This window comes from Brachybacterium sp. GCM10030268 (assembly GCF_042666305.1).
GTDB lineage: Bacteria > Actinomycetota > Actinomycetes > Actinomycetales > Dermabacteraceae > Brachybacterium.
The window spans coordinates 272,725-291,728 of the sequence record NZ_JBHTCW010000003.1 but is presented as its reverse complement, the minus strand read 5'-3'; the positions used below and the strand labels follow the sequence as shown (position 1 = coordinate 291,728).

The window sequence follows — 19,004 nt, the reverse complement described above, 5'->3', positions numbered from 1 at the left end:
ACGGAGCTGGTCGGCGCGCCGCTGCATGCGACGCTGTGCTCATGACGGAGAACACGTCCCCGCTGACCGGGGGAACCGCGCCCGGCCCATCCGGCGTTCCGGAGGTGCCCAGCGGCCCGGGCATCGTCGCCGAGCACGTCAGCCGGGCCTTCGGCAGCGTGCAGGCCGTGCACGACCTGTCCTTCACGGCGCCGCGCGGGGCGGTGACGGCGCTCGTCGGCCCCAACGGCTGCGGCAAGTCGACGCTGATGTTGATGCTCGCCTCGCTGCTGTCCCCGGATGCCGGGCGCGTGCTGGTCGACGGCGTCGACCCGTCGGCCGACTCCCCCGCCGTGCGTGAGCGCGTGGGCTGGATGCCCGATCAGTTCGGCGCCTGGGATTCGCTGCGCGTGGGCGAGGTGCTCGAGGTGATGGGGCGGGCGTACTTCCTGCCCACCGAGCGGCTGCGCCGGCGGGTCGACGAGCTGCTGCGGCTGCTGGATCTCGCGTCCCTGGCCAGCCAGCCCGCGCACGTCCTCTCCCGCGGGCAGAAGCAGCGCCTGGGCCTGGCCCGGGCCCTGGTCCACGAACCGAGCGTCCTGATCCTCGACGAACCGGCCTCCGGCCTGGATCCCGCCTCCCGGCGCCGGCTGCTGCGCGTGGTGCGGTCCCTCGCGGCCGACGGTGCGACGGTGCTCGTCTCCAGTCACATCCTCACCGAGCTCGAGGAGATGGCCGACCACGTCGTCTTCATGGACTCCGGTCGCGTGATCGACGCCAGCAGCGTGCGGGACCTGGCCGACCGGCCACGCCCGTGGCGCGTCTGTTCCCTCGACCAGCGCGCCCTGGAGCACGCACTGCGCCGGCTCGGCGTGCGCCACGGCGAGATCGTCGGCCCCGACCGCAGCTCCTCGGGGCACGCCGAGGTGATCGTCCAGCTGCCCGACGACGCGACGGCCGCGCGCCTGCTGGCCGATCTCACCGGTGCCCGTGCGCAGGTGCTGTCCTTCGGGCCGGCCACCGGGCGCCTCGAGGCCGCCTACCTCGCCTCGGACGCCGCCCAGCGCGAAGGAGCCCTGTGATGACCCGACCGCTCAACGGCACGCTGTCGCTGCGCCCGCGCGGCCTGTGGCTGGTGACCTCGCTCGAGCTGCGTCAGCGGATCCGCTCCGTGCGCTGGTACGTCGCGCTCGGCGTGTGGACTCTGGCGCTCATCGGCATCGGCGTGCTCGCCCTGGCGCCGACGATGTACTCCTCGCAGTGGAGTTCCATCGAACCGATCGCCGCGGTCGTCTTCAGCCTGCAGATCATGCTGGTGATGTTCGCGATGCTGCTGGTGGTCCCCGCACTGTCAGCCGGTTCCATCAACGGCGACCGCACCGCCGGGACCCTTGCGACGCTGCAGGCCAGCCTGCTGAGCCCGCTGGAGATCGTCCTGGGCAAGCTGCTGGCGGGCTGGCTGACGGGCCTGGCGTTCCTGGTCCTGGCGCTGCCGTCGGTGGTGCCGATGGCGCTGCTGGGCGGGGTGGGCCCGCTGTACATGCTGCGCCTCGTGATCGTGATCGCGGGGCTGACGCTGTGCGTGACCGCGCTGGGGCTGGGACTCTCGGCGCTGACGAACCGGCAGCTGGGCTCGGTCGTGCTCGCCTACGTGATCGTGTTCGGCGTGACCGCCGTGCTGCCGATCGCGTGGGGCGTCTCCGCCATCTTCCTGGTCCAGGAGCGGGAGGTCACGACGTACCACATGGACTACCAGTACAGCGCCGGCGAGAGCACCGGCGAACCGGTCTGCGTCCGCGAGCAGGACACCCAGGACATCGTCCGACTCGACCTCACCCAGCCGCTGATGTGGGGCAACCCGGTGGTGCTGCTGGCGGAGGCATCGCCCAGGGTGAATCCGGACGAGGCCTGGAGATCCGATGAGGACGTCGACGCCCTGCAGCTGATCAAGACAGGGATGCGGACCTCGGCGACCCCGACCCACCCGGCGAACCACAATCACTGTGACCCCTCCGCCGAGGGCTACCCCACCGATCTGGGCGAGCCGCCGAACCGTCCGCTGTGGCCCATGGGCGCGGCCCTGTGGCTGCTCGTCGCGGCCGCGGCACTGGCGGTGTCCACCTGGCGTCTGGCGATACCGATCACGCGCCTCGGCATGGGCACCCGCATCGCCTGAGCCCGGCCCGCGCGGCTGCCCGCGGGGCCCGCGGTCCTCCCGCCGGCTCCGGCCTCGCTCCTCAGCCCTCGCGCAGGCTCAGCCCTCGCGCACCTCAGTCCGCGCGCACCTCAGCCCTCGCGCAGGCTCAGTCCTCGCGCAGGCCGGGGACCGAATCGGGGATCCGGTGCGCTCCCGGTCCGTGGGCCGGCCGGTTGCCGCGGCCGGAGCCGTCGGCCCCCGGGCCGCTCCCGTCGACGCCGGAGCCGGCCCCACCGCTGGTCAGCGGGGAGCCCTCCGCGCCGAAGTCGGGCAGCAAGCCACGGGCGAGATCGGCCTCGCGCACGGCAGTGTCCTTCGCGCCGGGCTGGCTGTCGTCGACCCACAGTCGTTCCCCGGCCGCGTCCAGGTCGAAGATGGCCAGGCTGTTCTGGCCGCCCTGCTCCTGCAGGCGCTTGCGCATCGCGGCCCGCACGGCCGGATCCTGGGCGTGCTGGGTGCGCGTGCCGATCTCGGGCGCGACCAGGGCGTAGGGGGTCTCGCGCCGGGTGTAGTTCCCGGCAGGGCCGTACAGCACATCGCGCAGCCCGCCTCGCATCGCGGCGGCCGCACCGAGACCCAGCAGCGGCACCAGGATCAGGGCGTCGCACACGATCCACACCCAGGCGGTGGGGGTGGCCGCACCGGGCAGCAGCATCAGCCCGGCCGCGAACAGCGCCACTCCGGCCAGCCCCGCGGCAGCGCTGATGCAGCCGGTCAGGGACACCGCCCGCGCCTCCCACGGGTTCACGCGGGCCCGATGAGCCCAGGAGGCGTAGGTGCGCTGGTCGATGACCAGGCCGCGCTGGTTCTCGCTGAGCCGGGCGGCGAGGCCGGGGGCGAGAGCGACGCCGAGGAGGACCAGCCCGAGCGCAGGGACGGCGGCGGCGAGCATCTGCCAGCCCAGCGGCGAGGACACCTGGGACAGATCCGACTGCGTCATCCCGCTGATCGTGCTCACCAGGTCGGTGATCCCGAAGATCACCCAGCTCAGCGCGACCACTGCGGGGCCCAACCAGGTCACGCATGCCCGGGCGATCAGAGCCAGAGCTGTCAGCGCGCCGCGCGGTCGCAGCCCGGCGGAGGCGGCGCGGGTGCCGGGGTTCGGCGGGAGGTGGCGGCGGTCCTGGGCCAGCACCCGCTTCGCCGCGGCCCGGCGGCGCTCGAGGTCCCGCTCGAGGCGGGCGGTGGTCTCCACCGAGGAGGCCGGGTCGATGTCCAGTACTTTCGGGGCGCTGACCAGCGGACGCACGCAGATCCAGGCCAGCATGATCGCTCCGGCGGCGAGCGCGAGCGACATCAGCTGGCCGGGTCCGAGGCCCGACCACGGCTGCGGCAGGCCGAGGATGACCGTGAGCGGCAGCGCCGCGACCACCAGTATCGGCGGGGCCAGCAGCACCGCCGTGATCCGGGTGGCCACGTCGCGCTGGAAGCCGCTCTCGCTGAGGTGGCGCCGGGGATCCATCCCGGCGATGGCCAGCGGCGCCAGGGGCACGGTCGCCAGGCTCAGGGCGGCACCCACCAGCGGCAGCACGAGGAACGCCGTCCACAGGCCGCCCGCGGAGAAGCCGAGCTCACTCACGGTCGAGCGCAGAAGCACCGGTTCGGCGAGACCGACCAGCAGGCTGAGCAGCCAGTACGCCGGTGAGGCGCCGCCGACGTACAAGAACACCAGCACCAGCCACAGCCCCAGGACGACCAGGCCGGGAGCCCAGAAGATCCGCAGCAGACGGCGGGCCAGGGCACCCTTGGACTCGGCGATGATCTCCCCGGGCGCGACCAGGTCCGTGCTCTCATCCGGAAGCTCGCGCGGAGGCGGCAGGTCCACCAGGGGCGGCAGAGGGCGGTCGTGCGGGGACGTCATCGGCGCTCCTGGTGGGCTCTCACACGGCTCGTCGGCCCAGGAAGGCGCGCCCGAGGGTCATCTCGTCGGCGTAGTCGAGGTCCCCGCCGACGGGGAGGCCGGAGGCCAGGCGCGAGACGGAGAGCTCCAGGGGCGAGAGCAGACGCGAGAGGTATGTGGCGGTGGCCTCGCCCTCGATGTTCGGATCCAGCGCGAGGATGACCTCCTTCGTCTCCCCCGAGCCCAGCCGGCTCATCAGCTGGGTGATGCGCAGGTCGTCGGGGCCGACGCCGCCGATGGGGTCGATGGCGCCGCCGAGGACGTGATAGCGGCCCTTGAACTCGCGGATGCGTTCGATGGCGACGATGTCCTTGGACTCCTCGACCACGCAGATCACCTCGTCGGTGCGGCGCGGGTCGGCGCAGACGCGGCACTTCTCCTCGGCCGAGACGTTCCCGCAGATCTCGCAGAAGCGGACGGTGTCCTTGACCGTCACCAGCACGTCGGCGAGGCGGCGCACGGAGGCGTCGTCGGCGTCCAGCAGATGGAACGCGATCCGCTGCGCCGACTTGGGGCCGATGCCCGGCAGCTTGCCGAGCTCGTCGATGAGGTCCTGAACGATGCCTTCGTACACGCCCTCAACTCTAGTTCGTGCGGCTGACGGGCCGGCCCACGACGGTCGCCGCCCGCCTCCGGCCGTGCCTCTCCTCACGCGAGCCGTCCTCACCGCGAGATGTTTGTCCATCGCTGGGACATACATCGGTAGCCTGGCGACCGGACCGACCCCCGACGAGGAGAACCATGGCCCAGCTGCCCGACGCCCTGCTCGACGCCGTCCACGCACGAGTCCTGGACGGTCTCGGCGACGTCGCCCCGGCCACGGAGATCGCCCGCCGGGTGGTCACCTATCTGCGCAACACCGCCGAGACCACCGTGCACCGCGAGGACGACGGGACCACCTTCGTCATCACCGGTGACATCCCCGCGATGTGGCTGCGGGATTCCGCCGCTCAGCTCACCCCCCTGCTGCGCCTGGTCGTGGCCGGGGTCGGCTCCGCGCAGGACCGTGCCGTGCTGGTGGAGCTGCTGAACGGGCTGCTGCGCCGGCACTGGCAGTACCTCGTCATCGATCCCTACGCCAACGCCTTCAACCGCACCCCGTCTGCCTCGCACTGGGACGAGGACGAGACGGACCGCGACAACCCCTGGGCGTGGGAGCGCAAGTTCGAGCTGGATTCTCTTTCGTACGGGCCGGACCTGGCCTGGCGGGTCTGGAAGGCCACCGGGGACACCTCCTGGGCCGACGGGAACTTCGTGCCCGCCGCCCGCGCGATCCTGACGACGGTGCGCACCGAGCAGAACCATGAGGAGCGCTCCGAGTACTTCTTCCGCCGGCCCGGCGCTCCGGCCCAGGACACCCTCGCCCGCGAGGGGCGCGGCTCCCTCACCGAGCCCAACGGCCTGGTGTGGGCAGGGTTCCGTCCCAGCGATGACGCCTGCGAGCTGGGCTACAACATCCCCGGCAACCATTTCCTCGCGCTCGCTCTGGAGAGGCTCGCCGAGCTGCTCGAGCATGTCGCCGGCGAGGCCGAGGATGCCGCGGAGGCACGCCGGCTCGCCGCCGAGATCCGGGAGGCGCTGGCGGCGCACGGCCTGGTCGAGGGGCCGGACGGCGAGAAGATCTGGGCGCACGAGATCGACGGCCGCGGCAACCACGTGTTCCTCGATGATGCGAACGTGCCCAGCCTGCTGGCCCTGCCGTACCTCGACTGCGTGGCGATGGACGACCCCACCTACCTCGCCACCCGCGCCGCGGTGCTCTCACGGACGAACCCGTACTACTTCGCGGGCCTGTTCCTGGAGGGCGTCGGGTCGCCGCACACCCCCAAGGACCACGTGTGGCCGATCGGCAAGGCCGTCGAAGGCCTCACCTGCGGTGATGACGGCGAGCGCCTGCGGATCCTCGAGCAGCTGATCCGCACCGACGGGGGCACGGGGATGATGCACGAGGGTGTTCACGTCGATGATCCGACGGTCTTCACTCGCGAGTGGTTCTCGTGGTCGAACTCGATGTTCTGCGAGCTGGCGCTGGATCTGGCGGGGGTTCGCCGCACGGCGGAGTGACCCGGGGCGACCGGGCGGAGTCGCGGCGCTGGGCATCGTGACGGGCGCGTTGTACCGTCGTGGCCACCCGCCGCAGATCCAGCGGGCGTCGCCAGCGAGAACAGGACATGCACGATGCCGTCGTTGCCGCATCCCTACGACTCCAGCGAGCCGGTCTCCGAGTGCAAGGTGACCCAGGCACCGGAGGTCCCCACCGCGGTCGTCTCTCAGCGTGATTTCCCGATGTACGAGATGTCGACCCTCATGGACGGCACGTTCTCGCACCTGGTCCCGGCGCTGGAGGAGGCAGGAGTGCACCCGATCGGGCCGGCCTTCGCGCTGCACCACCGGGCGCCGGTCTCCACGGCGGACGTCGAGGTCGGTTTCCCGGTGGACAAGCCGCTGCCGGCACCCATCACGCTGCCCAGCGGGTACGAGGTCATTGCCTCGGTGCTGCCGGCCGGTCGCGTGGCCTGGGTCAGTCACGTCGGTGGATACGGCGGCCTGGCGGAGAGCTGGGGCGCGTTCACCGAGGAGGTCGGCGACCGCCGGGAGCAGATGACCTACCCGTTCTGGGAGTTCTACGTGAGCCCGCCCTCGCCCGGGGTGGACCCGGCGACGCTGCGCACCGATCTGTTCAGTCTGCTGGAGCCGCGCGAGGGCTGACGGGCGGCCCGGTGGCTCCCGCCGGCCGGATCAGTACCGGTCGGTCTCGTCGATGACCTCGATGATCTTGCCGCCGAGGACCGTTTCGATGACCTCACGGCCATTGCGCGTGGCCACCACGGCGTCCTCGTCGTCGCGGGACGCGCCGCCGGTGGGGTCGACGGGGGCCGAAGCGCCCTCAGCGGGCTCCGCGGTGCCGCTGCGTGTGCGCAGACCGGCCGTGCGAGAGGCCAGCGCAGCTTCGCGGGCCAGGGCGGCTCCGGTGCGGGCGGGGGCGGGAGCCTGGGCCTCCGGCGCTGCGGGCGACTCCGACGGCGCGGAACGATCCGGCGCCGAGACCGGGCTGGGCGCCGAGCTGACCGTCGCCGCGGCACCCCATGACGCGGCTGCCCGCGCAGATGCCGACTCGGCCGGCGGCTCCGAGGGCGTCACAGATGGCGCCGGCGACTGCGAGTCCGTCGCAGACGGCGCCGGCGACTCGACGGGCCCCGCAGACGGGATCGCCCTCTCGACGGGGACTGCCCCGGCCGGCTCCTCGTCACCGGGCGAGGGAACTGCCGGGTCGTCGGCGGCAGGCGCCACCGGCTCCTCGTGTGCTCCGGCGTCGGAAGGCAGTGCGTCCGACCACGGGCGCGTGTCACGGGTGGCGGGGCGGGAATGGACCACTCGGTCTTCGGCGATCGCCCGCCGCAGGGCGTTCTGTCCATAGGTGCGGGGCTGGCCCGGAGGCAGGGTGTCGCGGCCTTCGTCCTCCACGACGGGGATCTCGGTCGCCGGCTCGTCGCGGACGCCCGTCTCCGGCTCGGCACGGATGCCTGCTCCGGGCTCGGCGCGAGGGCCTGGCTCGGGCTGGGCGCTGCTGCCCGTTGCCGGCTCACCGGGAACGTCGGCTGCCGGTGCCGGTGCGAGAGCGTCGGACCAGCGGGTGGAGGGCCCCGGCGCCTCGGGAGCAGGTGCGGACGGATCCCGCTGCGGGGGCGCGCTCTGCTGCGGAGCGGCATGGGCGCGGTGCGGTGCGACGTCCTGAGGCGGAAGATCCTCGGGATCGGGCGGATACGGGTCGTCGGGCTCGGGAGGGAAGTCCTCGGGGCGCTCCGCAGTGATCGTGCCGCCCTCGCGACGGGCATGCGGGGCCGCGGGTGAGGACTGGCTGCGCGCGGGCGCCGTCCCTGCGCCGGAGCGATCAGCGGCCCGGGGTGCGGAGGAGGGCGGGCCTCCGCCCTGCGCGCTGCCCTGCGGCGCCATGGCGGGCTCGGCCTCGCCCCAGGACGGGACCGGACGTTCCTGGCCCGGTGCACCGGGAGCCGCCGACGCCTCGGGGCGGCCCCGGTCCCATCGGTTCCCGGCGGCAGCCGGGACGGACCGGGCGATGCCGGTCTCCGGGCCACCGTCGGCGTCGGGACCGGACCCGCCTCCGCCTCCGTCATCGGGACCGCCATCGTCCGGGCCGCCGTCACCGGGACCTCCGGGCCCCGGGTCCTCGGCCACGATCGCGTCGACCGTGACCTCGACGCGCATGATGCGCCTGACGGCGTCGGCGACGTTCTGCGCGACGGTCCCTCGACGGAACGCCGCGACCAGGCCCTCGGTGCGGAACCCGACCAGCAGCGTCGAGCCGTTCATCGAATTGACGTGCGCGTTCTGGGCGACCAGCACCCAGCTGGGGCGCCGGATCTGGGCGAGCTCGTCGAGGATGGCCGACCAGTGCTCGCGCACCGTGGCCGCGTCCACGATGCCCTGGGCCCGCCCGTCGACGCCGGAAGAGTTCGCCGCTGCCTCCGCCGTGGAGGCCGCGGCCGGTGGAGCGGCCTGCTGCGCGGCAGCCCGAGGTTCCACGGGCGTCTGCGACGGGCGCGAGGGCTGGGCGTCCCAGCCATCCTGTGCCGGGCGCGACGGCTGGGCGTCCCCACCGCCCTGGGCAGGGCGCGAGGGCCCGGAGTCGCGGTCACTCTGGGCCGGCCGGGAGGGCGTGCTGTCCCATCCGTCCGGCGCCGATCGGCCGTCAGGTCGTGCGGCGGCCTGGCCCTCGCGGGCTGCAGGAGCGTTCTGCCGCTCCCCGGGTCCGGGCGCCGGCTGCCGTCCGGGAACGGCGGAATCGGGCCGCTCCCCCGCCGCCTGCGAGGAGGCGGCCTGGGAGGGAGCGTTGCCGCTGCGCGCCTGCCGGGCCGCTTCGACCTTCTCCTGGGCGATCCGGCGAGCCTCTTCGCGGCCACCGGATGCCGCCGGCGCCGGCTGCGAGCCCTGAGCGGCCGACGTCGGACCGGCGGACGGGCCTGCGGCGGCCTGGCCTCCCTGCCCGGGCGGGGCCGAGGCCGGGCGGCCCTCTGCCGGTGCTTGCCCATCGGCTCGAGCGGGGGCAGCGGCCCGCTCGTCGCGCAGCACCAGCCGCGCGGCGAGCAGTTCGAGGTGCAGCCGCGGTGAGGTCGCCCCGCTCATGGTCGAGAGCGTCTCGTGGACGAGGTCACCGCAGACGGACAGGTCCGCGGGCGCGAACATCCCCGCCTGGGTGCGCATGCGCTCGAGCTCGTCCGCCGGGACCTGCGGCAGCAGATCTGCGCCGCGATCCGGCACGGCGGCCAGGACGATCAGGTCCCGCATCCGCTCGAGCACGTCCTCCACGAAACGGCGGGGCTCGTGCCCGGTGGCCAGGACATGCTCGACCGCCTCGTACAGGGAGGCGGCGTCACGCTGGGCGACCGCGGTGATGGCGGTATCCAGCAGCGCGGTGTCGGTGAAGCCCAGCAGCGCGATCGCGGTGGGGAAGTCGAGCCCGTCCTCACCGGCGCCGGCCATCAGCTGGTCCAGCACCGAGAGCGAGTCACGCGCCGAGCCTCCTCCGGCGCGCACCACCAGCGGCATCACGCCCTCGCCGACTTGCACGCCCTCGGCCGCGCAGACCTCATCGAGGTACGGAGCCAGCACCTGCGGCGGGATCAGGCGGAACGGGTAGTGGTGGGTGCGCGAGCGGATGGTGCCGATGACCTTGTCCGGCTCGGTGGTCGCGAAGACGAACTTCACGTGCTCCGGAGGCTCCTCGACGAGCTTGAGCAGCGCGTTGAAGCCCGCGGAGGTGACCATGTGCGCCTCATCGATGATGAACACCTTGTAGCGATCGCGCACCGGCGCGAAGGACGCTCGCTCGCGCAGCTCGCGGGCGTCGTCCACGCCACCGTGGCTGGCGGCGTCGATCTCGACCACGTCGAGACTGCCGGAGCCGCCGCGGGCCAGGTCACGGCAGGAATCGCACTGCCCGCACGGCGTATCCGTCGGCCCCTCGGCGCAGTTCAGGCAGCGGGCGAGGATGCGCGCCGAGGTGGTCTTGCCGCAGCCTCGCGGACCCGAGAACAGATAGGCGTGACCGATGCGGCCCGCGCGCAGCGCACGCCGCAAGGGCGTGGTGACGTGGTCCTGGCCGATCACCTCGGCGAAGGACTCCGGGCGGTAACGACGGTACAGAGCGGTGGCCACCCCCACAGGCTAATGGAGACGACCGACGACCCCGCCTGTCGTGCACATGTTGGGGACAGCACTCCCCTGGGGAGGAACCGCGGCCGTGACGGGCGTGCGACCATCCGTCCACGGCCGGGCGGGCAGAGAGCGCGGCGCACCGGTCGATGGAAAGATGTCGAGCATGTTCGCCCTCACCCCGTCCGAGGAGGACGTACGCCCCCGGCCGACCTCCGCCATGCAGATCGTGCTGGGGCTGGCGCTGGCCATTCTGTGCCCCGTCGCCACCCTGCTGGCCGCCTACTACGCCCCGTACCAGAGCCCGCTGGGCTACGTCGCGGCGGCCGTGGTCGAGCTGCCGTTGCTGATCTACGTGCTCGTCGACGGGGCAGGATGGATCCGCGCCACTCGCCGCTCGCGTCCGGTGGACGCCGTCCCCGCCGCCTGCGCCCTGGTCGCCTCGGGGATCTCCCTGTTCCTCGTGCTGACGCTCGCCGCGGCTCACGGGATCCGCGACAGTGCCCTGCCCCGCCTTCGCCTGGGCATCCCGCTGCCGCCGGACCTGCCGTACCTCATCGCCCTCGGCCTGGTCACGGTCACGGTGCTCATCGCGGTGCTCTCGCTCCTCCTGCTGGTCCTCAACGCTCGTGACCGGCGCAGCGCCGTCCAGGAGGAGCCCGACCGCTCCGCCGATGCGATGGACCGCGCAGTCGAGGGCGAAGACGGCACCACTGCCGACGAGCACGCCGAGGACGAGGGCGCGTCCGCTGCCGTGCCGACAGGTCCCCGGGTGGTCACGCGCGCATCCGACGGCATGCTGCGCAGGCTGGTCTCCCCCGGAACCGGGATCCTCCTGCTCCTCGGCGCACTCGCCTCGCTGAGCGCCACAGTGCTGATCACGCTGAGCGGCATCGACGACGACCGGGCCGGCCAGGTGGCGTGGATCGTGCCGCTGTCCGCCGTGCCCGCTCCACTGTGGGCGGTGATCGAGTCGCTGTGGCGACGGGACGAGAAGCTCGGCATCACCCTGGCGGCTCTGTACCGCGCGCTCACGCTGCCCTTCGTGACGGTCGGCGTGGTCCTGTTTCCGAGCGTCCTGGTCGGGCTGCTGCCGCCGGTGTGGCGGGGGTTCGCCTCCCGGCCGCTGGGGGCGATCGACTGGGCCGGCTTCGTCACGCGGGACGTGCCGCTGCCGGGATGGGTCGGGATGGCGGCGCTGATGGCCCTGCTCTTCGGAATGCTGGGCGCGCTGGCGCTGACGGTGTTCGTCATCCTGCCGCTCACCGCCGCCTTCCTGCCTCACATCGCGATCGGTGACAACGCCCTGAGCACGAAGCCGGAGGATCACCGGCGCAACGTCCGAGCCATCCGCGCGCTGGCCGCTCTGATCCCACTGGTCTTCGTCTTCGCGGTGCTGATGACGAATGCGGAGGCCGGAAGCGTCCGCTGGTGGGCAGCAATGGCGACCGTCGTCGTCATGGTCGCGCTGGCCGTGTACATCCGGCGCACCCAGCGCGTCGATCACGCCCGCCGGCGCAGCCCGGCGTGGGGGTCCGCCGCACCGGATCCGGACTCCGGCACTGATTCCGACTCCAGCTCTGGTTTCGATTCCAGCTCCGATTCCGGTTCCGGTTCCGGTTCCGGCTTCGACTACACCTCCGACTCCGAGAAGTAGTACGGCGGTCCAGGCGCTCAGCTCCCCCGCCCGTCGCCGTCGTCCGAATCGTCCGACGTCGAAGCCTCGCTCGACCTGGCCGACGTGCGCGCCGCACCAGGGTCCTCGGAGGCCGTCGCCCGGCTCGAGCCTCCCGAGGTGCGCGCCTCGTGCAGCCGCTTCGCGCGCGCCCGCAGGCGCTGGCGGGTGATGACGAAGACGACGAGCACCACGATGACCGGAACGGCGATGTCGGCCACCCAGTCCGGGATGTCAACGGGCAGATCCAGGTCCGGTATCCATCCCAACAGCCGCTCGCGCAGCCAGGCCAGGCCGTCGCGGACGGGCCGGAGGAGGTTCGAGAGAAATTCCTGCACCGGGCCCAGGATCCTGTCCCGAAGCTCCACCAGTGGCCGCAGCAGATCGGCGATCCACTCCCTGATCGGCGCGATGAAGGCGGCGATCGCGTCGGTCACGGGCTGGATGCGGGCAAGGATCCATTCGATCGCCGGTCGGAGGAACCCGCTGAACAGCGCCCCGATCCCGAGCAGCGGCAGCAGGAACCCGGCGGCCTTGGCCAGTGCCGCGAGCAGGGCGTAGCGCGTGGGATGGGCGGTGCGCCGACGATCGCGGGCGGCCGACGGGCTGCCCTCCTCGGGCGCGAGCGGGATCCGCTGGAGACCGCTGCGGACGTCGACCTCCCCGGCGCCGCCCAGGCCGGCAGTGCGCACGGCGATCACCTCGGCGTCGGCGAGCTCACCGTCCTTGCCCGGGCGGCGCACCGTGGCGTAGGTGACGGTGAAGTTCTCCTCCAGTCGGAACGCCAGGCCGTCATCCTGCGGATCCCCTTCGGAGGCGGCCTTCTGCTCGGCCTTGGGGTCGTGCTCGACGCCGTCGATGGTGACCGTGAAGGAGGTGCCGAGGAAGCAGTGCCGCACGCGGACCAGGTAGTCATGACCGTCGGCCCGGCCGCTGTAGTCGACGTCGGCCGCGAACCGCGTCGGTTCCTGCGCGGCCGGAGCCTCGGCTTCCGGACGGCTCGCGGTATCGGCGAGGCCCTCGGGCTCGGAACGGGCGGCAGGTTCGGCGAGACTCTCGGGTTCGGATCGGGCCGCGGACTCGGGGTGGCGACCGCTGCGGGGCTCGGGCATGGCTCCACGGTGCCAACCCGCCGCGGCCGGCACATCGTCCGCGCGGCGACGTTTCAGGCCGCTCCCATCAGCCGACCGGCGGAGGCCGCTCGAGGCATAAGCAGTCCTTGTGTGATGCCGTAGGCAAAGTATTGATCCGAACCCCTCACGCGCGTAGCGTCTTCGGCTGTGAATACTTCAACCTCCTCCCCCGCCAGCGAGGCGCCCCCCACGCGCTCTCGCAATCCGCTGCGCGCGATCACGCGGATCCCCTTCGGCTGGCAGGTCCTCATCGGCCTCGTCCTCGGCGTGGTCCTCGGGCTGGTCGCCGCGCAGATCGGTCCCGTGCCCGGCGCGGGCGAAGACGGCGGTGACGGCCCGAACTGGCTGACCACGACCCTCGAGACCATCGGCTCGATCTTCGTGACGCTGCTGAAGGCCCTGGTCCCGCCGCTGATCTTCCTCGCGATCGTCACCTCCATCGCGAACCTGCGCAACGTCACCAACGCCGCCCGATTGGCGTGGAAGACGCTGCTGTGGTTCGCGATCACCTCCATGATCGCCGTGCTGATCGGCATCGGCCTGGGCGCCCTGACCACGCCCGGTGCGAACTCCGGCGTCTCCGCGGACGCCGCCGAGGCCTCCTCCACCCAGGGCACCTGGCTCGACTTCCTCACCGGCCTGGTCCCGGCCAACTTCCTGGGCATCGAGGGCAGCGTGGGCGACGACGGCTCGGTCTCGCTCGGCTTCAACGCCCTGCAGATCCTGGTCATCTCCATCGCCGTCGGCATCGCGGTGCTCTCCGTGGGCGAGAAGGCCGAGCCGTTCCTGCGGTTCACCGGCTCCGCGCTGGAGATCGTGCAGAAGATGCTGTGGTGGGTCATCCGCCTCGCCCCGATCGGCACCGTGGGCCTGCTCGGCAACGCGGTGGCCAGCTACGGCTGGGAGGCCATCGGCCAGCTCGGCGTGTTCACGGCCGACATCTACATCGGCCTGCTGCTGGTGCTGCTGGTCGTCTACCCGGTGCTGCTGAAGGTCAACGGCCTCAGCGTCGCCTCGTTCTTCCGCGGCGTGTGGCCGGCGACCTCGCTCGGCTTCGTCTCCCGCAGCTCGCTGGGCACCATGCCGATGACCCAGACCGTCACCGAGCGCATGGGCGTGCCGCGCCACTACGCCTCCTTCGCGGTCCCGCTGGGCTCGACCACCAAGATGGACGGCTGCGCCGCGATCTACCCGGCCCTGGCCGCGATCTTCGTGGCGAACTTCTACGGCGTCTCCCTCGGCGTCACGGATTACCTGCTGATCGTGCTGGTCTCCGTGCTGGGCTCGGCGGCCACCGCGGGCATGACCGGCGCGACCGTCATGCTCACGCTGACGCTGTCCACGCTGGGCCTGCCGCTGGAGGGCGTGGGCCTGCTGCTCGCCGTCGACCCGATCCTCGACATGGGCCGCACCGCGTTGAACGTGACCGGCCAGTCACTGGTGCCGGTGATCGTCTCCCGCCGCGAGCGGATCCTGGACCACGAGACCTACGACGCCGCGCGCCGCACCTCGTTCCAGGCCATCCAGGCTGAGCAGGCCGAGGAAGCACGAGCGGCCGCGGCCGCCCACGCCGAGGCCACCGAGCCGGGCGCCCCGGCCGATGACGCGATCATCGACCCCGATGCCCGGGAGAAGCAGGCCACCTCGGTCTGACCCCTGGCGGAGGCACCGCTGAGCGGGGCTCCGGAGTGCAGAGTGCGGCGCATGTGCGCCCTCGGCATTCCGGGGCCCCGCTTCTGCGTCCATGGACGCCTGGTGGCCATCACGTCCGACCTCTGACACCCAGGTGGCGCAGTACGGATCACCGGTCCGGCTGGTCTGATCCGTCGGCACCGACCCGGCGGGCCGGACCGGCGGCGCGCAGCACCATCCAGGCCACCGCGAGCCACAGCGCCCACGAGGCCACGTCCAGCAGCCACCCGAGGCCCGGGCCGAGGGGTCCCAGCACGTTCTGCTCGATCCCGACACGGAGGCTGTTGAGCAGCCCGTGGCCGATGACGGCCGCCCAGACGGTCCCGGAGATCTCTCGCAGCGCCGACAGCAGCGGCGCAACGGCGACGATCGTGCCCAGATAGGCGATCGCCTCCCGCGGAGAGAACCCGAAGGCGACCACGATCGGCAGATGCCACACGGCCCACATCACCCCGACGCTCAGCGACATCGCCCAGAAGCCGAGCGGCGCGAGCTCTCGGTGCAGCCAGCCTCGCCAGCCGGCCTCCTCGCCGATCGCGAACGCGGCCTGCATGACGAAGACGGCCGGGACCGCTGCCACGAGGCCGGCCAGCGGCGGGCCGTCGGCCATCGGCGGAGCCCCCGCACCGAACCCGATCAGCACACGGGCCAGCGGGACCACGGTGAAGGCCGCGACGGCAGCGAGGGCGGCGATGCCCAGCGCCCTCCAGGAGGGCACGGCCAGCGCGAGCGAGCGCCACCATCTCTCTCCGCGGCGGCGGACCAGGAGGGCGGCGATCAGCGGGAAGAGCTGGGCCAATGGCACGATGACGCCGACGGCGGCCTCCGGCAGCACTCCGCTGGCGAACGGGATCGAGAGGGCGACGGTAGCGGCAGTGGCCACGGCCATGAACAGGGCGACGCGTCCGTAGACGGGACGAGCATCGGAGGCGGACGCGGAGAGCGCCGGGGGCACGGCGGAATTCGAGGACATCGTGCGCTCCTGAGGGACGGTGCGCGGCGCCGGGTGCGATTCCGCGTCGGGCTCCACCGTAGGAATCCGGCACCGGCGCCGGATACGGGGCTCCCCGCCGCATCGGGTGGAGGACATCCCCCACGACGAGAGCAGCTGTGCCCTGGGGAACCACCGGCTCAACGGCTGGTCGGTGCAGTCACCATGTCGGCCGCAGGCAGTCTGCTGATCGGGTCCGCTCCGTCGGCCGCCATCGGCGCAGCACATCGGCCGCGCGCACCCGCCGGCCGGAGGGCATGAAGGACCCCTCGCGCACCTGCCAGAGCCCGCCTGCCCTTGCTGCCGTCAAGCCCTGGGGGAGTTCAGCGAGGTGACACCGCACGAGGGGTCGCTTACAAGTGTAACGGCTCCTCCCGGGCGACTTCGAACCGGTGTGCGCCATGCCGCTTCCCTGACAGTTTGATCACGACCCGGCAACGCGGAGCTGAATACGGGCTCGACGCCGAGACGGTCGGGTAGGTTTCCTCCAGCGCGCGGCCGTGTCCCCGGTCACGCACCTCCGGTGTCGACGTCGCCACCGCTTCCTCAATGCCTCAGGAGGGCTGACATGACTTTCGCCGACGTGGTCGGGATGCTGAACGGGGTGGTCTGGGCTCTGCCCTTGGTCATCCTGTTGCTGCTGGCCGGCCTCTACTTCACCCTGCGCACCGTGTTCCTGCAGATCCGGTGCATCCCGGATATGGTCTCGCAGCTGAAGAAGGGCGAGTCCTCTCCCGACGGCACGTCCTCCTTCCAGTCCCTCATGATGTCCCTGGCCGGCCGCGTGGGCATGGGCAACATCGGCGGCGTCGCCACGGCGATCGCCCTCGGCGGCCCCGGCGCCGTGTTCTGGATGTGGGTGATCGCGCTGCTCGGCGCCGCGACCTCCTTCATCGAGTGCACCCTGGGCCAGATCTACAAGGAGAAGGACCTCGACACCGGCGAGTACCGAGGTGGCCCGGCCTATTACATCGAGAAGGCGTACAAGCACACCGCCGCCGCTCCGGTCTTCAAGGTCTACGCGGCCGTGTTCGCGGCGCTCACCATCATCGCCATGTGCTTCTTCCTGCCGGGCGTGCAGGGCAACGGCGTCTCCTCGGCCGTCTTCGAGGCCTGGGACATCCCGCATTGGATGACCGCCGTGGGCCTGATCATCCTGCTGGCCTTCATCATCATCGGCGGCGTCAAGCGCATCGCGCACTTCGCGATGATCGTGGTGCCGATCATGGCTCTCCTGTACATCATCCTGGCGCTGGTCGTGTTCTTCGTGAACTTCGACCAGATCGGCCACGTCTTCGGCACCATCTTCTCCAGCGCCTTCGGCATGAACGCGGCCTTCGGCGCGATCGTGGGCAAGGCCATCGAGATGGGCGTCAAGCGAGGCCTGTACTCCAACGAGGCCGGCCAGGGCACGGGCCCGCACGCGGCGGCAGCCGCCGAGGTCTCCCACCCCGCCAAGCAGGGCTTCGCGCAGTCCTTCGCGGTCTACGTCGACACCCTGTTCGTGTGCACCGCCACCGCGTTCCTGATCATCTCGACGAACATGTACCAGGTGTTCGCGCTCGACGAGGAGACGGTGCTGTACCAGGGCGCCATCCCCGAGGGCACCGACTACGGCCCCGAGTACGCGCAGAACGGTTTCGAGACCGTCTTCCAGGGCCTCGGGCCGACGTTCGTGGCGATCGCCCTGTTCTTCTTCGCCTTCACCACGATCGTGGCCTACTACTACATGGCCGAGGTCAACCTGACCTACCTCAACCGCTTCATCCCCAGCCGCACCGTGCGCCGCGTGCTGATCCGTTGCCTGCAGGCGCTGATCCTGGTCTCGGTGGTCTACGGCTCGGTCGCCACCACCGGTGACGCCTGGGCGCTCGGGGACGTCGGCGTGGGCCTGATGGCATGGCTGAACGTCGTCGCGATCCTCATCATGCAGGGACCGGCGCTGAAGGCCCTGAAGGACTACCAGCAGCAGAAGAAGCAGGGGCTGGATCCCCAGTTCGACCCGCGCAACGTCGGCATCCGCAACGCCGAGTTCTGGGAGCTGCGGGCCGACGGGCTGATCACACCCGGCGCGACCGGCGAGGAGATCGCGGGCCGCACCAAGGGCCCGGAGACCCGCCCGCTCTGAGAGCCCACACTGCGGTGAACCGACGCCTCTGAACCGGCGCGGCACGAGCTCCACACAGAGACGACGGCTCGGCCCCACATCGGGGCCGAGCCGTCGTCGTCTTCCGGGCGATGAGCCCAGGTGAGGTATCTCAGGCGAGGCGCTGCGCCGGGGAGACCGTCTTGGCGGGGTCCATCTCGGGGATGTCGCCGAGGACCTCGTCGATGCGGGCCTTGACGTCCGCATCGAGGGTGACGCCGGCGGCCTTGACGTTCTCGGTGACCTGCTCGGGCCGCGAGGCGCCGATGATGGCACCGGCGACGTTGTCGTTGGAGAGCACCCAGGCCACGGCGAGCTGCGCCGGGGTCAGGCCCTGCTCCTCGGCGATCGGCAGCAGGCCCTGGACCGCCTCGAGCACCGGGTCGTTCAGGAAGCGCTTGATCATGTCCGCGCCGCCCTTCTCGTCCCGCGCCCGCGAACCCTCCGGCGGCTCCGCGCCCGGCTTGTACTTACCGGTCAGGATGCCCTGCGCGATCGGGGACCACACGATCTGGGAGACGCCGAGCTCGCGCGAGGTGGGCACCACGCGCTCCTCGATCACGCGCCACAGCATCGAGTACTGCGGCTGGTTCGAGATCAGCTGGATGCCGAGCTCGCGGGCCAGCTGGTGGCCGGCGCGGATCTGATCCGCGTTCCACTCGGAGACGCCGATGTAGAGGGCCTTGCCGGAGTGGACCACGTCGGCGAAGGCCTGCATGGTCTCCTCCAGCGGCGTCGCGTAGTCGTAGCGATGAGCCTGGTAGAGGTCGACGTAATCCGTCTGCAGCCGTTGCAGCGACCCGTCGATGGACTCGAGGATGTGCTTGCGCGACAGGCCGGTGTCGTTGTGCCCCTTGGGGCCGGTGGGGAAGTAGACCTTGGTGAAGATCTCCAGCGACTCGCGCCGCTCCCCCTTGAGTGCCTCGCCGAGCACGACCTCCGCCGCGGTGTTGGCGTAGGTGTCGGCGGTGTCGAAGGTGCTGATGCCGGCGTCGAGGGCGGCCTGCACGCACGCGCGGGCGCGGTCGTCCTCGACCTGGGAGGCGTGGGTCAGCCAGTTGCCGTAGATGATTTCGCTGATCTTGAGGCCGCTGCGGCCGAGATGACGATGTTCCAT

General features: G+C 71.8%; 13 protein-coding genes and 1 other RNA gene. 7 read left to right on the top strand and 7 right to left on the bottom strand.

What is annotated here, in order from left to right; all coding sequences use genetic code 11:
• The first annotated feature begins 41 nt into the window (after positions 1-41).
• On the top strand, positions 42-1,061 hold the full coding sequence (locus ACFQRD_RS07140) for an ABC transporter ATP-binding protein (RefSeq protein ID WP_377018565.1): 1,020 nt from the start codon (positions 42-44) through the stop codon (positions 1,059-1,061).
• The gene (locus ACFQRD_RS07135; protein ID WP_377018564.1) at positions 1,061-2,155 is read left to right on the top strand and encodes an ABC transporter permease; all 1,095 of its coding nucleotides are present in this window, start codon (positions 1,061-1,063) and stop codon (positions 2,153-2,155) included. The genes ACFQRD_RS07140 and ACFQRD_RS07135 overlap by 1 nt, the downstream gene beginning before the upstream one ends.
• A 127-nt stretch (positions 2,156-2,282) precedes the next feature.
• Here ACFQRD_RS07135 and ACFQRD_RS07130 read toward each other — a convergent pair whose 3' ends face one another.
• Both ACFQRD_RS07130 and recR read right to left on the bottom strand, forming a co-directional pair.
• Positions 2,283-4,037, bottom strand: coding sequence for a hypothetical protein (locus ACFQRD_RS07130; RefSeq protein WP_377018563.1), 1,755 nt, complete (start codon positions 4,035-4,037; stop codon positions 2,283-2,285).
• Positions 4,038-4,056: 19 nt separating this feature from the next.
• The gene (recR, locus tag ACFQRD_RS07125; RefSeq protein WP_377018562.1) at positions 4,057-4,650 is read right to left on the bottom strand and encodes a recombination mediator RecR; all 594 of its coding nucleotides are present in this window, start codon (positions 4,648-4,650) and stop codon (positions 4,057-4,059) included.
• 167 nt (positions 4,651-4,817) lie between these two features.
• Here recR and ACFQRD_RS07120 point away from each other — a divergent pair, with 167 nt between their 5' ends.
• Both ACFQRD_RS07120 and ACFQRD_RS07115 read left to right on the top strand, forming a co-directional pair.
• Entirely contained in the window at positions 4,818-6,140 is a 1,323-nt protein-coding gene (locus ACFQRD_RS07120; protein ID WP_377018561.1) for a glycoside hydrolase family 125 protein, read from the top strand.
• A 114-nt stretch (positions 6,141-6,254) separates the two neighbouring features.
• Positions 6,255-6,785 carry a transcriptional regulator gene (locus ACFQRD_RS07115; RefSeq protein WP_377018560.1) on the top strand — a complete coding sequence of 177 codons (531 nt, stop codon included), beginning with the start codon at positions 6,255-6,257 and terminating at the stop codon, positions 6,783-6,785.
• A gap of 30 nt (positions 6,786-6,815) precedes the next feature.
• Here ACFQRD_RS07115 and ACFQRD_RS07110 read toward each other — a convergent pair whose 3' ends face one another.
• Entirely contained in the window at positions 6,816-10,253 is a 3,438-nt protein-coding gene (locus ACFQRD_RS07110; protein ID WP_377018559.1) for a DNA polymerase III subunit gamma and tau, read from the bottom strand.
• Between the two features lie 163 nt (positions 10,254-10,416).
• Between ACFQRD_RS07110 and ACFQRD_RS07105 the strand changes: the two genes are divergently transcribed.
• Positions 10,417-11,907, top strand: coding sequence for a hypothetical protein (locus tag ACFQRD_RS07105; RefSeq protein WP_377803628.1), 1,491 nt, complete (start codon positions 10,417-10,419; stop codon positions 11,905-11,907).
• 17 nt (positions 11,908-11,924) lie between these two features.
• Here ACFQRD_RS07105 and ACFQRD_RS07100 read toward each other — a convergent pair whose 3' ends face one another.
• The gene (locus tag ACFQRD_RS07100; protein WP_377018557.1) at positions 11,925-13,037 is read right to left on the bottom strand and encodes a hypothetical protein; all 1,113 of its coding nucleotides are present in this window, start codon (positions 13,035-13,037) and stop codon (positions 11,925-11,927) included.
• 168 nt (positions 13,038-13,205) lie between these two features.
• Here ACFQRD_RS07100 and ACFQRD_RS07095 point away from each other — a divergent pair, with 168 nt between their 5' ends.
• On the top strand, positions 13,206-14,711 hold the full coding sequence (locus tag ACFQRD_RS07095) for a dicarboxylate/amino acid:cation symporter (RefSeq protein ID WP_377018556.1): 1,506 nt from the start codon (positions 13,206-13,208) through the stop codon (positions 14,709-14,711).
• Positions 14,712-14,859: 148 nt separating this feature from the next.
• On the opposite strand, the gene ACFQRD_RS07090 is transcribed toward ACFQRD_RS07095, so the two are convergent.
• Together ACFQRD_RS07090 and ffs are read right to left on the bottom strand one after the other, a co-directional pair.
• A complete protein-coding gene (locus tag ACFQRD_RS07090) occupies positions 14,860-15,723 on the bottom strand; it encodes a type II CAAX prenyl endopeptidase Rce1 family protein (RefSeq protein WP_377018555.1) in 864 nt (287 codons plus the stop codon).
• A gap of 275 nt (positions 15,724-15,998) precedes the next feature.
• Positions 15,999-16,095: signal recognition particle sRNA small type (gene ffs, locus ACFQRD_RS07085), an RNA gene on the bottom strand.
• Positions 16,096-16,309: 214 nt separating this feature from the next.
• On the opposite strand from ffs, the gene ACFQRD_RS07080 reads away from it, so the two are divergent.
• Positions 16,310-17,869: an alanine/glycine:cation symporter family protein gene (locus ACFQRD_RS07080; protein WP_377018554.1), complete on the top strand. Its 1,560-nt coding sequence runs from the start codon at positions 16,310-16,312 to the stop codon at positions 17,867-17,869.
• A gap of 130 nt (positions 17,870-17,999) precedes the next feature.
• Here ACFQRD_RS07080 and ACFQRD_RS07075 read toward each other — a convergent pair whose 3' ends face one another.
• On the bottom strand, positions 18,000-19,004 hold the full coding sequence (locus ACFQRD_RS07075; protein WP_377018553.1) for an aldo/keto reductase family protein: 1,005 nt from the start codon (positions 19,002-19,004) through the stop codon (positions 18,000-18,002).

What these genes read in the sequence shown, in the direction of transcription:
- ACFQRD_RS07115 (WP_377018560.1), top strand. Translation starts at nt 6,255, where the DNA reads ATGCCGTCGTTGCCGCATCCCTACGACTCCAGCGAGCCGGTCTCCGAG.
- ACFQRD_RS07140 (WP_377018565.1), top strand. Translation starts at nt 42, where the DNA reads ATGACGGAGAACACGTCCCCGCTGACCGGGGGAACCGCGCCCGGCCCA.
- ACFQRD_RS07130 (WP_377018563.1), bottom strand. Translation starts at nt 4,037, where the DNA reads ATGACGTCCCCGCACGACCGCCCTCTGCCGCCCCTGGTGGACCTGCCG.
- ACFQRD_RS07120 (WP_377018561.1), top strand. Translation starts at nt 4,818, where the DNA reads ATGGCCCAGCTGCCCGACGCCCTGCTCGACGCCGTCCACGCACGAGTC.
- ACFQRD_RS07100 (WP_377018557.1), bottom strand. Translation starts at nt 13,037, where the DNA reads ATGCCCGAGCCCCGCAGCGGTCGCCACCCCGAGTCCGCGGCCCGATCC.
- ACFQRD_RS07135 (WP_377018564.1), top strand. Translation starts at nt 1,061, where the DNA reads ATGACCCGACCGCTCAACGGCACGCTGTCGCTGCGCCCGCGCGGCCTG.
- ACFQRD_RS07090 (WP_377018555.1), bottom strand. Translation starts at nt 15,723, where the DNA reads ATGTCCTCGAATTCCGCCGTGCCCCCGGCGCTCTCCGCGTCCGCCTCC.
- ACFQRD_RS07105 (WP_377803628.1), top strand. Translation starts at nt 10,417, where the DNA reads ATGTTCGCCCTCACCCCGTCCGAGGAGGACGTACGCCCCCGGCCGACC.
- ACFQRD_RS07080 (WP_377018554.1), top strand. Translation starts at nt 16,310, where the DNA reads ATGACTTTCGCCGACGTGGTCGGGATGCTGAACGGGGTGGTCTGGGCT.
- ACFQRD_RS07075 (WP_377018553.1), bottom strand. Translation starts at nt 19,004, where the DNA reads ATGGAACATCGTCATCTCGGCCGCAGCGGCCTCAAGATCAGCGAAATC.